Raw genomic sequence first — 12,533 nt, 5'->3', positions numbered from 1 at the left:
GCGGTTCGTGAAGAAGGCCACTTGGGCGTCATCCGGACGAGGCGGGCGCGTAGCCTCGCTCCTTATGAGTACGACTGCCTCAGACCCGCTTGCCGCGCTCGGTTCCCTGCCCGGCGTGCCCGATGCCGTGGACTCCGTGCGCAAGTCCGTCGACCGGGTCTACGGCCATCGCGTCATGCGGCGCCGCAGCAACGAGGTCACGGCCGAGGCCGCACTGCGGGGCTCCCGCGGGTCGGCGGCGCTGGCCGGTGCCGACTGGAACCTCGAAGAGGTCCGTCGCCGCACCGATTTCAGCGGTGAGGACGAGGCGCGGGTGGTCGGCGCCGCTCTGCGGCTCACCGCGGAGGCGGGGCAACTCCTCTCCATCTGGCGGCAGTCCCCGCTGCGGGTACTGGCCCGGTTGCATCTGGTGGCGGCCGGCGGGGCGACCCCCGACGACGCGGTGGGGCGCCCTCGGCTGGCGGGCGAACCGGTCGACGAGCCGTTGATCGAGGCGCCGCTTCCCGGTGCCGAAGAGGTCGCCGGGCGACTTGAAGGACTCTCGCGGCTGATCATCGCGGGCGGCAGCGCCCCCGCCCTGGTCACGGCCGCCGTGGTGCACGGTGAGCTGCTGGCGCTGCGTCCGTTCGGCTCGCACAACGGTCTGGTGGCCCGGACGGCCGAGCGCATCGTGCTGATCGGCAGCGGCCTGGACCCCAAGTCGATCTGTCCGGCCGAGGTGGGCCACGCGGAACAGGGCCGGGCGGCCTATGTGGCGGCGTTCGAGGGTTACACGGCCGGAACGCCGGAGGGCATGGCCTCCTGGATCGCCCACTGCGGACGTTCGGTCGAGCTCGGCGTGCGCGAGTCCACCGCCGTCTGTGAGGCGCTGCAGCGCGGCGCTGCCTGAGCCGCTTGAGGCTCCCCGCCGCCGTGAAGGCGCGTCGCCCTCGATCGCGGTGTGCTTCTCCCGGGGCGCGTGCTCCCTCCTGGGTGCGTGTCCTCCCGACGGGCCTCTCCGTGGCGCGCCTTCCCGTGAGGCCTCCGGGGCGGGTGTCCTCCTGCGGGGCCGCTGAGCGGTGGGAGCCGGAGAGGCTGTTTCCGGGCGGGCCGGGGGGGATGGGCGGGCGTCGGACGGGTGGGCGTCGGACGGGCCGGATGGGTGAGAGCCGTCCGCTGGGATCGACTGCCGCTGAGGCCGACTGTCGTGGAGGGCGAGGGGCGGGGCCGCCTGCGGGGATGATGACCCGGGCCGCCTGGCTGGCGGGCCGGTCGAAGAAGGGCGGAACCGGGCCGGGGCGGCGGGAGGAGTTGCGGCGGTACCGGAGTCCGGTACCGCCGCTGGCACGTCTGCCGAGTTACCAAGCGTCCTCGTGAGTTCGCCCATCAGGTCGGGTGCTTTGCCCGTCACCTGGTGCGGCTGGCCCGTAATCGACGGGTCGACGTCGCGTGGGTGCTCGGCTTCCGTGCGCGGTCCGTGGGGCCGTCATGCGTAACAGGTCATCCTCACGGACGTCCTTGGTCTCGCGGGCCGTTAGCTCCTTTGTACTCCAGGACGCTGGGGAGGGAAACCCCTGGCCGCACTTCTTTACTTTTATGCTCAATCAAGGGCGAATCGGACTGGATGGCCGATGCGCGGCGGGCCCCTGTCGTCCCCGCCGCCCTCGCTGCATCCGGCTCCGTCTCCTCGTGCTCGTCGTGCCTATCCGGGCAGTGCGGAAGCGGTGGTGCGCCGACGGCTGGCATACCAGACCAGTCCAGCGGTGACCGCTGCCGCGCCGACCGCTGCCGCCGCCACGAGAGCGGGTCGGGGCGGCATGGAGAAAGCGGGCAGGCGCTGCTTGAGTCGGACCGGGCGGTCGAAGACGAGAATCGGCCACTCGCGAAGGGTCGCTTCGCGGCGCAAGGAGCGGTCGGGGTTGACCGCGTGCGGGTGTCCGACCGACTCCAGCATCGGCACGTCGGTCACCGAGTCGCTGTAGGCGTAACAGCGCGAAAGGTCGTACCCCTCCGATTCCGCGAGGGCCTTCACGGCCTCGGCCTTGGTCGGTCCGTAGGCGTAGTACTCGATCTCGCCCGTGAAGCAGCCGTCGTCGCCGACGACCATGCGTGTGGCGACGACGCGGTCCGCTCCGAGCAGTTCGCCGATGGGCTCCACGACTTCGGCGCCCGAGGTCGAGACGATGACCACATCACGCCCCGCCGTGTGGTGTTCCTCGATGAGGGTGGCGGCCTCGTCGTAGATGATCGGGTCGATCAGGTCGTGCAGGGTCTCGGCGACGATCTCCCTGACCTGCTGGACATTCCACCCTTTGCAGAGTGCGGAGAGGTAGGCGCGCATCTTCTCCATCTGCTCGTGGTCGGCGCCCCCGGCCATGAACACGAACTGGGTGTACGCGGTACGTAGTACGGCGCGGCGGTTGATCAGTCCGCCTTGGTAGAAGGACTTGCTGAAGGTCAGCGTCGAAGACTTCGCAATGACCGTCTTGTCCAGGTCAAAGAAGGCTGCTGTGCGCGGCGAGAAGCAGTTTTCCACAACGCTGAGCATAGGGGGCCACCATTCGGCGTAAACTCCGGCGCGTGGGTTTGCCTGAGAAGGCCCTCGGGTACACCATGGAAGTCACGGATCGTTCGCGACCGTGTCTAACCCGGCCCGACTCCTCCCCCCCCGAGTCGGCCGTGGAGACGACCCCCGCTCTCCCCCCCGGCGGGGGTCGTCGCATGTCCGGACGCGTTTTGCGGGGTGGAAACCACCTCGATCTCCCTTCCGGCCGTCCTCGGCCTGTTTCTGCGAGTCGGGTGTCGTGCGACTCGTCTCGTCACAGTGTGTAGCCGAAGTGATGCGCTGCGGAAGTCGCTGGTTCGGGTTACGGAGTTATTCACAAGCCCGAGGTTGTCCACAGTTTTTCATCAAGATCCACATCTTTTTCCGTCGTGCCCCACGTTGATTCCACCCGCGAAGTCCGCGGCGGCCGGAACGCGCACCTCGGAAACGCTCCGAGAACACCGCGAACCGCACTGATGGGGCAGTGAGAAGGGGGCGGAGATCGTGGCTGGATCCCTCGCAGGAGACGGAGCGGCGGTCGTCGAGCGGCGGCGCGGAGGCCCGCTGATCGTGACGGAGGACGTGGAGCTGCTCGACGACCTGCTGCGGCTGTGCGCGGCGGCCGGAGCCGAGCCGGAGGTCCATCACGGGCCGCTGGGGCGTCGTGGCGGCTGGGAGCGGGCTCCGATGGTGCTGGTCGGGGACGATGCCGCCGCGCGGTGCCGCGGAGCCGGCCGCAGGAAGGGGGTGATGCTGGTCGGGCGGGGCCAGGACGACCCGGAGGTGTGGCGCCGGGCGGTGGAGATCGGGGCCGAATACGTGCTGCGGCTGCCTGATTCCGAAGGCTGGCTCGTCGACCAGATCGCCAACGCCGCCGAAGGCGCGGAGAAGCCCGCGCTCACCGTGGGAGTGATGGGCGGCCGGGGCGGAGCCGGGGCGTCCACGCTGGCCTGCGCCCTTGCCGTCAGTGCTGCGAGGTCCGGCCGGAGGGCGATGCTGATCGACGCCGATCCGTTGGGCGGCGGCATCGACGTCCTGCTCGGCGGTGAGCGTGTCGAGGGCATGCGGTGGCCGGATTTCGCCCAATCGAAGGGGCGTCTCGGCGGTGGCGCCCTGGAGGACTCGCTGCCCGCGCTCCACGGGCTGCGGGTGCTGAGCTGGGGTCGTGACGACGAGGTGGCAATCCCGCCGCAGGCGATGCGGGCGGTGCTCGCCGCCGCGCGCCGACTCGGCGGAGCAGTGGTGGTGGACCTCCCGCGCCGGGTCGACGAGGGGGTCGCGGAAGCCTTGGCCCAAATCGATCTCGGTCTGCTCGTGGTGCCGGGCGAACTGCGCGCGGTCGCCGCGGCCAAACGCGTCGCGGCCACGACCCGCATGGTGCTGGACGACCTGCGAGTGGTCCCTCGGGGGCCGTACGCGGCAGGGCTGGACGGGCAGTGGGTCGCCCAGGCCATCGGTCTCCCGTTCGTCGGCGAGCTTCCCCGGGAGCCGGGCCTTCTGGCTTCCCAGGACGACGGAACCCCGCCCGGTGGCAGCGGGAGGGGCCCTCTGGCCCGGTTCTGTTCGGCCTTCTGGAGACAGGCGGAGGCAGCGGTCGGCACCGGCTCCCTCGCCGGCCCGCCCGGGGGAGCGACGGCATGACGGACGAACTGCTCGATGCCGTACGCCAACGGCTGGCCCGCAGCGGCACCGCTCCGACCCCGGCCGGGGTGGCCGCCGCCCTACGGGCGCAGGGACGGCTGCTGGGGGATGCCGAGGTGCTCGGAGCCGCGGCGGAGCTGCGCGGCGAGCTCGTAGGAACGGGGGTGCTGGAGCCGTTGCTCGCGGACCCCGAAGTGACGGACGTGCTGGTGTCGGCACCGGACCGGGTGTGGGTGGACCGGGGCAGAGGGCTTCAGCTGACGGCCGTCACGTTCTCGGACGCGGCGGCGGTCCGGAGGCTGGCCCAGCGTCTTGCCGCGGTGGCAGGCAGGCGGTTGGACGACGCGCGGCCCTGGGTGGACGCCCGGCTGCCCGACGGCACCCGGATGCACGCCGTGCTGCCCCCGGTCTCCGTCGGCTCGGCCTGCCTCTCCCTGCGTGTGGTGCGGCCGAGGGCCTTCTCGCTCACGGAACTGGTGGACGCGGGCACGGTACCGCCGGGCGGTGACCGGATTCTGCGAGCACTCGTGGAAGCGCGGGTCTCCTACGTGATCAGCGGCGGCACGGGAGCGGGCAAGACGACGCTTCTCGCCAGCCTGCTCGGCGCGGTCGGTGGGAACGAACGGATCGTGCTCGCCGAGGACTCCGCCGAACTCCGACCCGACCACCCGCACGTGGTCCGTCTGGAATCCCGCCCGGCCAACCAGGAGGGCGCGGGCCGGGTGACGCTGCGGGACCTGGTGCGGCAGGCGCTGCGCATGCGGCCCGACCGCCTGGTGGTCGGAGAGGTGCGCGGCGCTGAAGTCACGGAATTGCTGGCTGCGCTGAACACCGGACACGAAGGAGGGTGTGGCACCGTCCACGCGAACGCGGCGGAGCATGTCCCGGCCCGGCTGGAGGCGCTGGGCACCGCGGCCGGTCTCGACCGGGTCGCCCTGCACAGCCAGTTGGCGGCGGCTCTCTCGGTGGTCGTGCATCTCGTGCGGGACCGCTCGGGGCAGCGGCGGGTCGCCGAGGTGCATGTGGTGGAGCGGGACGCGGCAGGGCTGGCCTTCACCGTTCCGGCCCTGAGCTGGGGGTCCGGTGGCTTCGTACCGGAGCGGGGCTGGGAACGGCTGCGGGCGCTGGTCGGGGGTGCGCTGTGACGGCGGCGACGTCCGTGTACGCGGCCCACACGGTGGCGCTCTGCGCCGGTTCGGCGACCTGGCTCGCGATGGTGCGGGATCCCGGGGCGAGGCGGGCGCGGGTGCTGTTCGCCGATGCCCGCCCGCAGCGGCCGGCAGGGCGGTGGCCCCGGCTGCTCAGGACCTGGGAGCAGATGGGGGAGGCGGCCCGGGGACGCCGGGAGTGGTGGTGCGTTCCGGCTGCCGTGCTGCTCGCTGTGGTGGGGAGTTCGGTGCTCCCGTTGGTCGCGGGAGTCATGGCGGTCCCGCTGGTGCGCCGATGGCTGCGGAGACGGGCCGGAGCCCAGGAGGCGGAGCGGGGGGAGGCCGCGGTGGCGGCGTTGTGCGGGGCCGTGGTCGGAGAGTTGCGCGCCGGCCGTGAGCCGGTGCAGGCGTTGCTGATCGCGTTGTGCGAGGGCCCGGCGGAGGGCGGCGCGCCCCTGGGGACCGCCGGTTCCGGCGGTCGGCTGGGGAAGGCGGAGGACGAGGTGCTGGCGGCGGCGCGGTTCGGCGGCGATGTGCCGGGTGCGTTGCGGAAGGCTGCGAAGGGGCCGGGGCTGGGAGGGCTTTCCGGCATGGCCGCGTGCTGGCGTGTGGCCGTCGACGGCGGGGCCGGGCTGGCGGCAGGGTTGGAGCGGCTGGAGGCGACGCTGCGGGGCGAGCGGCGCAGGCGGGAGGAGTTGCGCGCGCAGCTGGCGGGCGCGTGGTCGACCGTCGTGGTCCTGGCGCTGCTCCCGGTGGCGGGGCTGGGGCTCGGAGCGGCGCTCGGAGCCGAGCCCTTGCGCGTCCTGCTCCACACCCCGGCGGGGCTGGCGTGCCTGGCGGTGGGCGCCTCGCTGGAGGCGGCCGGACTGTACTGGGCCTGCCGCATCGTGCGCGGAGGGGAGGCGACGTGAGCGCGTCGGGCGGAGGAGTTCTCCACAGCCTGGGGACGGTGGTGGCGTTGCTGGGCCTGGCGGGGCAGCTGGCGGCCATGACCGCTGCCCGGTACCGGAGGCGAGCGGTTCGCTGTCGAGGAGTGCTGCTGTCGGGGGTGGATGCGAGGACGCACCCCGGCAGGTCGGGGGCGAGCAGGGTGGCCGCACGGCTCCGACCGGCCGTTGGATCGGGGTCTTCGGGCCCGGCCCGCCGGTGGGCGGCTCCGACGGGAGCCTGGTTGGCCGGATGGATTCTGGTCGGCGGTGTGCTGGGATGCGTCGCTGGTTCGGCTGCCGCGTACGGGGCGTGGCGGTGGCAGCGGGCCCGGCTCCGGCGCGGTCCTGAGGGCACCGGGCCGGATCGGGCCGTGTTCGCCGGGCAGCTCCCTCTGGCTGCGGATCTTCTGGCCGCCTGTATCGCGGTCGGAGCCGGCCCTGGCGAAGCGGCCGAGGAGGTGGGTGCGGCGATCGGGGGCCCGGTCGGTGACGGGCTCGCCCGCACGGCTGCCGAGATCCGTCTCGGCGGTGAACCGGCCGAGGCGTGGGGACGGTTCGCGGAGATGCCGGGCGCCGGTCCGCTGGCCCGCTGTCTGTACCGGGCGGGTTCGACGGGCGCTCCGGCCGCGGAGCCGGTCGCCAGGCTCGCCGAGTCGATGCGCGCCGAGCGATCAGCCGCGGCGGTCGCGCGGGCGCAACGAGCCGGGGTGCTGATCACCGCCCCGGTCGGTCTCTGCTTCCTCCCCGCCTTCCTGGCGGTCGGGGTGGCACCGGTGATCATCGGCCTGGCCGGCGGCCTGCTCTCGGGCGAGGGCCCAGGCCGGTGAGACCGTACGCGGTTCACGGTCGGCGGAGTTCTCTCCGCCCTTCACTTCGGCTGTCGAGCACGGGCGTTCCGCCTCGCTCATGGATTCTCCATGCCACTCACGGGCGTTCCGTTCGGACGCCCGCTCACCATCGATGCTCATCGGGGGACGAAATGAAAACGACGTTCTGGGGCTTGGCCGTCCACGCACTGTGCCGGGGACGGCTGTTCACAGGTACGCAGGGCCGCTCGGCACCGTGGCCCGCGCGGTGGGCGGGCCGGTTCGGCCGGTCCGATCGGGGGATGACCACCTCCGAGTACGCGGTGGGAACCATCGCGGCGTGCGCGTTCGCGGCGGTGCTCTACAAGGTGGTGAACAGCGGGCCGGTGTTGTCGGCACTGCAGTCCCTGGTCGAGGACGCGCTCGATGCGAAGTTCTGAGACCCGCTCCGAGCCCTGCACGGCGGCCTTGTCCGGACGGACGCGCCGGTTTCCCTTCCGGTGCCGGGGCCGGTTTCTCTTCCGGGACCTTCTCCCGGGGGCCCGCCGGGGCGCGCGCCGGGATCGGCCTCTGATCGGCGGGGACCGGGGGGCGGTGACGGCGGAGGCGGCCGTGGTGATCCCGGTGCTGGTGGCCTTCGCCCTGGCGCTGCTCTGGGCGCTCGTGGCGGCCTCCGACCAGATCCGGTGCGTGGACGCGGCGCGGGCGGGGGCGCGAGCCGCGGCCCGTTCGGAGCCGGAGGAGGCGGTGGTGGGGGCGGTGCGTGATGCCGCGCCCCGCGGCGCCCGGGTGGAGGTGGGGCGGGCGGGCGACATGTGGCGGGTCCGGGTGGAGGCACCGACCCCGGGGCCGGGGGCGCTGGCTTTGACGCTGAGTGCCGAGGCCGCCGCTCTGGCCGAGGACGTGGTGGGAGGCGCGGCCCCATGAGGGCGAGAAGGAAGGGGAGGCGGCGCCTGAGCCGATGGCCGGGCGGGCCCTTGCGCAGGTCGCCCGAGGAGCGGGGCAGGGGCGCGGTTCAGGACGGGGGCCGGCCGGTGGCTTCGGGCGTGGGCCGGGGGACGGGCGGCGGAGTGGTCTCGGGCGCGGGCCGGGTGGGCCGTGGCGCGGCTTCGGGCGTGGAGCGGGCTGGAGTCCGGGTGATGGCTCCGGGGGTGGACCGGGGAGTGGCGACGGTGTGGGTTGCCGTCACCGCCACCGTGCTGTGCACTGTGTTCGCCCTCGTGCTCGCCTTGGGGCAAGCCGTGGCTGCCCGACACCGGGCGGGCGGAGCAGCCGACCTGGCGGCGCTCGCGGCGGCGGACCGGGCGCTGGAGGGAGGAGTGGTGGCATGTGAGGCTGCCCGGAGAGTGGCCTTGGCGCAGGGCGGCGAACTCGCCCGCTGCGCGGTGGACGGAGAGATCGCCGATGTGACCGCCCGTGCGCGGTTCGGCCCGTATACACCCGCCGTCAGAGCACGGGCCGGCCCGGGCGGCCCTGGGACGGGGACCGGGACGAGGGCGGGGGCTGGGGCTGAGACGGGGGCTGGGGCTGGGGCCGGCCCGAGTGTGGGCGAGGGGTCGCGGGGCGACGACACGGATACGCCGGGCGGGGACGCGCGACCCCTTGAGGAGGGTGATGGAGACGGGGCGGGTACGCAGGTCGGGGGCGGGTGAGCCTTTGAGGGCGGCGGGAGGCGGGCTGGTGTGCCCCGCCCGTTGCCGACGGGGCCTCTCCTACGGCGGGGTGCCGGGCGGGTCGGCCTTCGGGTCGGACGCTCCCTCCGGTTCCGGAGCAGAGGGCGCGGACCGGAGGAGTTCGGTGAGCAGGCGGACGGCTCCCCGTTTGTGCAGGGGCTCGTTGCCGTTGCCGCACTTGGGGGACTGGATGCAGGAGGGGCACCCCGCGTCGCACTCGCAGGACGCGATGGCCTCCCGGGTCGCCGTCAGCCAGGTGCGGGCGGTGTGGAAGGCCCGCTCGGCGAATCCGGCGCCGCCCGGGTGGCCGTCGTACACGAAGACCGTCGGCAGCAGAGTGTCCGGGTGCAGCGGCACGGAGACGCCGCCGATGTCCCAGCGGTCGCAGGTGGCGAAGAGGGGCAGCAGGCCGATCGACGCGTGTTCGGCGGCGTGGAGCGCGCCGCCGAGGATCTCCGGGTTGATCCGGGCCGCGTCGAGCTGGTCCTCGGTGACCGTCCACCAGACGGCGCGGGTGCGCAGGGTGCGGGGAGGCAGGTCGAGTTTGGTCTCGCCCAGGACCTCCCCGGTGATCAGTTTCCGGCGGAGGAAGGAGACGACCTGGTTGGTGACCTCGACGGAGCCGTAGCAGAGCCGTCCCTGACCCCAGGGGATCTCGGTGTCGGTCTCCAGGACGGTGATGGCCGTGGTGTCGCGGGCGTCCGTCGAGTAGGGCGGGTCGGCCTGTTCGACCAGGGCCACGGAGTCCTCCAGGTCCAGTTTGCGGACCAGGTGGGTGCGGCCCTGGTGGAGGTGGACTGCGCCCTCGTGAACCGCCGTGTGGGCGGCGGCCGCGTCGACGGTGCCGAGCAGGCGGCCGGTGCCCTCTTCGACGATCTGGACCGGCCGGCCGCCCCCGCCCCGGATGTCGGCGAGGTCGGCGGCCCGTTCGCGGCGGGTCCAGTGCCAGCCCGACGGGCGCTTGCGCAGTAGTTTCGCGGCCTCCAACTGTGGCAACAGCTCGGGTGCCGCCGGACCGAAGAGCGCGATGTCGGGCTCGGTGAGGGGCAGCTCGGCGGCGGCCGCGCAGAGGTGGGGGGCCAGGACGTAGGGGTTGTCCGGGTCCAGCACCGTCGACTCGACGGGCTGCCGGAACAACGCCTCGGGGTGGTGGACCAGGTACGTGTCCAGCGGGTCGTCCCGGGCGACGAGGACGGCCAGGGCGCCTTGACCCGAACGGCCGGCCCGGCCCGCCTGCTGCCAGAGGGAGGCGCGCGTGCCCGGATAGCCGCAGATGACGACCGAATCGAGGCCGGAGACGTCGATGCCGAGTTCCAGGGCGGTGGTGGCCGCCAGACCGAGGAGCTCGCCGGAGTGCAGCGCCCGCTCCAGGGCCCGGCGCTCCTCGGGGAGGTAACCCCCGCGGTAGGCGGCGACCCGGTTCGGCAGCGAGCGGTCGATCTCCGCGAGCCGTTCCTTGGCGATCACCGAGATCAGTTCCGCGCCGCGCCGGGAGCGTACGAAGGCGACCGAGCGGACGCCCTGCCGGGTGAGGTCGGTGAGGAGGTCGGCGGTCTCGGCCGTCGCGGTACGGCGTACAGGGGCGCCCTTCTCGCCGTGCAGTTCGGTCAGCGGGGGCTCCCAGAGGGCGAAGACCAGTTCGCCGCGCGGAGAGGCGTCGTCGGAGACCTCGACGACCGGCAGGCCCGTCAGGCGACCGGCTGCGACCGCGGGGTCCGCCGCCGTGGCCGAGGCCAGCAGGAAGACCGGATCGGCTCCGTAGCGGGCGCACAGGCGGCGCAGGCGACGCAGGACCTGGGCGACGTGGGAGCCGAAGACGCCCCGGTAGGTGTGGCATTCGTCGATCACGACGAACCGCAGGGCCCGCAGGAAGGCCGCCCAGCGGGGATGGGAGGGCAGGATTCCCCTGTGCAGCATGTCGGGGTTGGTCAGGACGTAGTTCGCGTACTGGCGGACCCACTCGCGTTCCTCGACCGGGGTGTCGCCGTCGTAGACCGCGGGCCGGAACGCGTTGCCGAGCGGGGCGGCGAGCGCTTTCACCGAGCGGCGCTGGTCGGCCGCCAGGGCCTTGGTGGGAGCGAGGTACAGGGCGGTGGCCCCGCGGCCGTTCGGGGCCTCGGAGCCGCCCAGCAGGGTGCTGAGGACCGGCGCGAGGTACGCGAGGGACTTTCCGGACGCCGTACCGGTGGCGATCACCACGGACGCGCCGTCCAGCGCATGTTCGGCGGCGGCCGCCTGGTGCGCCCACGGATGGGCGATCCCGGCCTTCTCGATTGCGGAGATCACTTCTGGCCGGATGCGATCCGGCCAGATGGCATGGGTTCCCGGTCTCGGGGGCAGGTGCTCCGTATGAGTGATGCGCGCGGCCCGGCCCGCCCCTGCGGCGAGCCGGTCGAGGATCATGGTGGGAGAGGGGCGCGAGTCCCCACTCTCGGGTGGTCGTCCGGGACGATGATTCTTGGCCATCGGCACCGAGTGTGTCACTGGCGTGACGGACAATGGTCCCAAGGCGTCGTGCATGGCTGCTGGTAAGTGATTGAATGCCATCGCGGCTGGCGATCCGTCCCCTGGCCTCCGTCGGGGAGACCGAGGGGCGACCGCTCGATAGCAAGGTGCTGGAGGATCCGTGGACCTGTCCCTGTCGACTCGCAATGTGTCCGGACCTGGTGGCGACCGTACGGTCGTCGAGGTCGGTGGCGAGATTGATGTGTATACCGCGCCCAAGCTGCGCGAGCAGTTGGTCGAGTTGGTGAATGACGGCAGCTACCACCTGGTTGTCGACATGGAAGGCGTCGACTTTCTCGACTCCACCGGCCTCGGCGTGCTCGTGGGCGGCCTGAAGCGTGTCCGGGCTCATGAGGGCTCGCTGCGCCTGGTCTGCAACCAGGAGCGCATTCTCAAGATCTTCCGGATCACGGGCCTGACCAAGGTGTTCCCGATTCACACCACGGTCGACGAGGCTGTCGCCGCCACCGACTGAGGTCGGAGCGGGCCGGCCCGCGGGCCGGCCGGCAGGCAGTGAACGGACCGGCAGCGGCAGCGCGTGGGCCGTGACGGGCAGGCGGTCGACCTTCGGGTCGGCTGTCGGCTTTGTCGGCTTCCGGAGGAGGAGAGCAGGGGTGCCGGGCGACACGCCCGGGGCCCCTGAGTCGTACGCCCGAGAACCTTCGAGGGGGGATGGCATGGCCACCGTTGAACTCCGTTTCAGCGCCCAGCCTGAACATGTCAGGACGGCCCGCCTGGTGGCGGCCGCCGTGGCGCGCAGGGCCGGTGTGGACGAGGCGGTGCTCGACGAGGTCAGACTCGCGGTCGGCGAGGCGTGCAGCCGCGCGGTCGGGTTGCATCGCAGTCACGGCATCACCGAGCCGGTCAGCGTGGCGTTGACCGAGGAGGAGAAGGCGTTCTCCATCGAGGTCGGGGACAGCGTCCCCGGGCCCGGTGCGGAGCCCGTCGGCCCCGAGGAGGGCTTGGACCGGCCCGGACCCGAGACGGACGGCGAGGGCGAGGACGAGATGGGCCTCGCGGTCATCAGCGGCCTCGTCGACGACATGGAGGTCCGCTCAGGCGCGGGCGGCGGAGTGATCCGCATGAGCTGGCCCACCGCTGACGCCACGCTACCGACCTGAGGGCCGGCCCCGGAGCCACGCGCCGTGGACAGAGGGCCCGCCGTGGAGCGCTGGTTTGGCCGCGCACCCCTGTGGCCCGCGGTGATGCCCACGGTGGCAGCGCCGGGGCCCTGACTTCCCGTGGGGGGCCGGCCTCCTGAGCCACCGCGTCGTAGCCGCGGTGGCCCGGACCCGGTTCCGAGGCCC

General features: G+C 73.0%; 12 protein-coding genes. 10 read left to right on the top strand and 2 right to left on the bottom strand.

From position 1 onward, the window contains the following. Positions 1-64: 64 nt before the first annotated feature. Positions 65-889 carry an oxidoreductase gene (locus ACH4K1_RS28425; protein ID WP_398092438.1) on the top strand — a complete coding sequence of 275 codons (825 nt, stop codon included), beginning with the start codon at positions 65-67 and terminating at the stop codon, positions 887-889. A gap of 792 nt (positions 890-1,681) precedes the next feature. Here ACH4K1_RS28425 and ACH4K1_RS28420 read toward each other — a convergent pair. After that, positions 1,682-2,527: an HAD family hydrolase gene (locus ACH4K1_RS28420; protein ID WP_398092437.1), complete on the bottom strand. Its 846-nt coding sequence runs from the start codon at positions 2,525-2,527 to the stop codon at positions 1,682-1,684. Positions 2,528-3,028: 501 nt separating this feature from the next. Between ACH4K1_RS28420 and ssd the strand changes: the two genes are divergently transcribed. The 7 genes from ssd to ACH4K1_RS28385 all read left to right on the top strand — a co-directional run bounded on the left by ssd (position 3,029) and on the right by ACH4K1_RS28385 (position 8,700). Then, positions 3,029-4,165, top strand: a complete 1,137-nt coding sequence (ssd, locus tag ACH4K1_RS28415) for a septum site-determining protein Ssd (RefSeq protein ID WP_398092436.1) — start codon at positions 3,029-3,031, stop codon at positions 4,163-4,165. Further along, positions 4,162-5,310 (top strand): TadA family conjugal transfer-associated ATPase, encoded by a 1,149-nt coding sequence (locus tag ACH4K1_RS28410; RefSeq protein WP_398092435.1) that lies wholly within the window; start codon positions 4,162-4,164, stop codon positions 5,308-5,310. The genes ssd and ACH4K1_RS28410 overlap by 4 nt, the downstream gene beginning before the upstream one ends. Continuing rightward, the gene (locus ACH4K1_RS28405) at positions 5,307-6,224 is read left to right on the top strand and encodes a type II secretion system F family protein (protein WP_398092434.1); all 918 of its coding nucleotides are present in this window, start codon (positions 5,307-5,309) and stop codon (positions 6,222-6,224) included. The genes ACH4K1_RS28410 and ACH4K1_RS28405 overlap by 4 nt, the downstream gene beginning before the upstream one ends. After that, the gene (locus tag ACH4K1_RS28400; protein ID WP_398092433.1) at positions 6,221-7,069 is read left to right on the top strand and encodes a type II secretion system F family protein; all 849 of its coding nucleotides are present in this window, start codon (positions 6,221-6,223) and stop codon (positions 7,067-7,069) included. Before ACH4K1_RS28405 ends, ACH4K1_RS28400 begins: the two co-directional genes overlap by 4 nt. A gap of 152 nt (positions 7,070-7,221) precedes the next feature. Continuing rightward, the gene (locus ACH4K1_RS28395) at positions 7,222-7,488 is read left to right on the top strand and encodes a DUF4244 domain-containing protein (protein ID WP_398092432.1); all 267 of its coding nucleotides are present in this window, start codon (positions 7,222-7,224) and stop codon (positions 7,486-7,488) included. 172 nt (positions 7,489-7,660) lie between these two features. Continuing rightward, positions 7,661-7,975, top strand: coding sequence for a TadE family type IV pilus minor pilin (locus ACH4K1_RS28390; RefSeq protein ID WP_398092431.1), 315 nt, complete (start codon positions 7,661-7,663; stop codon positions 7,973-7,975). Next, the gene (locus ACH4K1_RS28385; protein WP_398092430.1) at positions 7,972-8,700 is read left to right on the top strand and encodes an Rv3654c family TadE-like protein; all 729 of its coding nucleotides are present in this window, start codon (positions 7,972-7,974) and stop codon (positions 8,698-8,700) included. Before ACH4K1_RS28390 ends, ACH4K1_RS28385 begins: the two co-directional genes overlap by 4 nt. Before the next feature lie 60 nt (positions 8,701-8,760). Here the strand turns inward: ACH4K1_RS28385 and ACH4K1_RS28380 are convergent, their stop codons facing one another. After that, on the bottom strand, positions 8,761-11,268 hold the full coding sequence (locus tag ACH4K1_RS28380) for a DEAD/DEAH box helicase (RefSeq protein ID WP_398092429.1): 2,508 nt from the start codon (positions 11,266-11,268) through the stop codon (positions 8,761-8,763). A 79-nt stretch (positions 11,269-11,347) separates the two neighbouring features. Here ACH4K1_RS28380 and ACH4K1_RS28375 point away from each other — a divergent pair, with 79 nt between their 5' ends. Then, complete coding sequence (locus ACH4K1_RS28375) at positions 11,348-11,701, top strand: STAS domain-containing protein (protein WP_003967428.1); 354 nt, start codon at positions 11,348-11,350, stop codon at positions 11,699-11,701. A 202-nt stretch (positions 11,702-11,903) separates the two neighbouring features. Continuing rightward, positions 11,904-12,347 carry an ATP-binding protein gene (locus ACH4K1_RS28370; protein ID WP_398092428.1) on the top strand — a complete coding sequence of 148 codons (444 nt, stop codon included), beginning with the start codon at positions 11,904-11,906 and terminating at the stop codon, positions 12,345-12,347. Positions 12,348-12,533 lie beyond the last annotated feature (186 nt).

The sequence above is a fragment of the Streptomyces sp. NPDC017448 genome (genome assembly GCF_044330565.1).
Classification (GTDB): Bacteria; Actinomycetota; Actinomycetes; order Streptomycetales; family Streptomycetaceae; genus Streptomyces.
The sequence above is the reverse complement of the archived record's forward strand: the minus strand, read 5'-3'. Positions and strand labels throughout refer to the sequence as shown.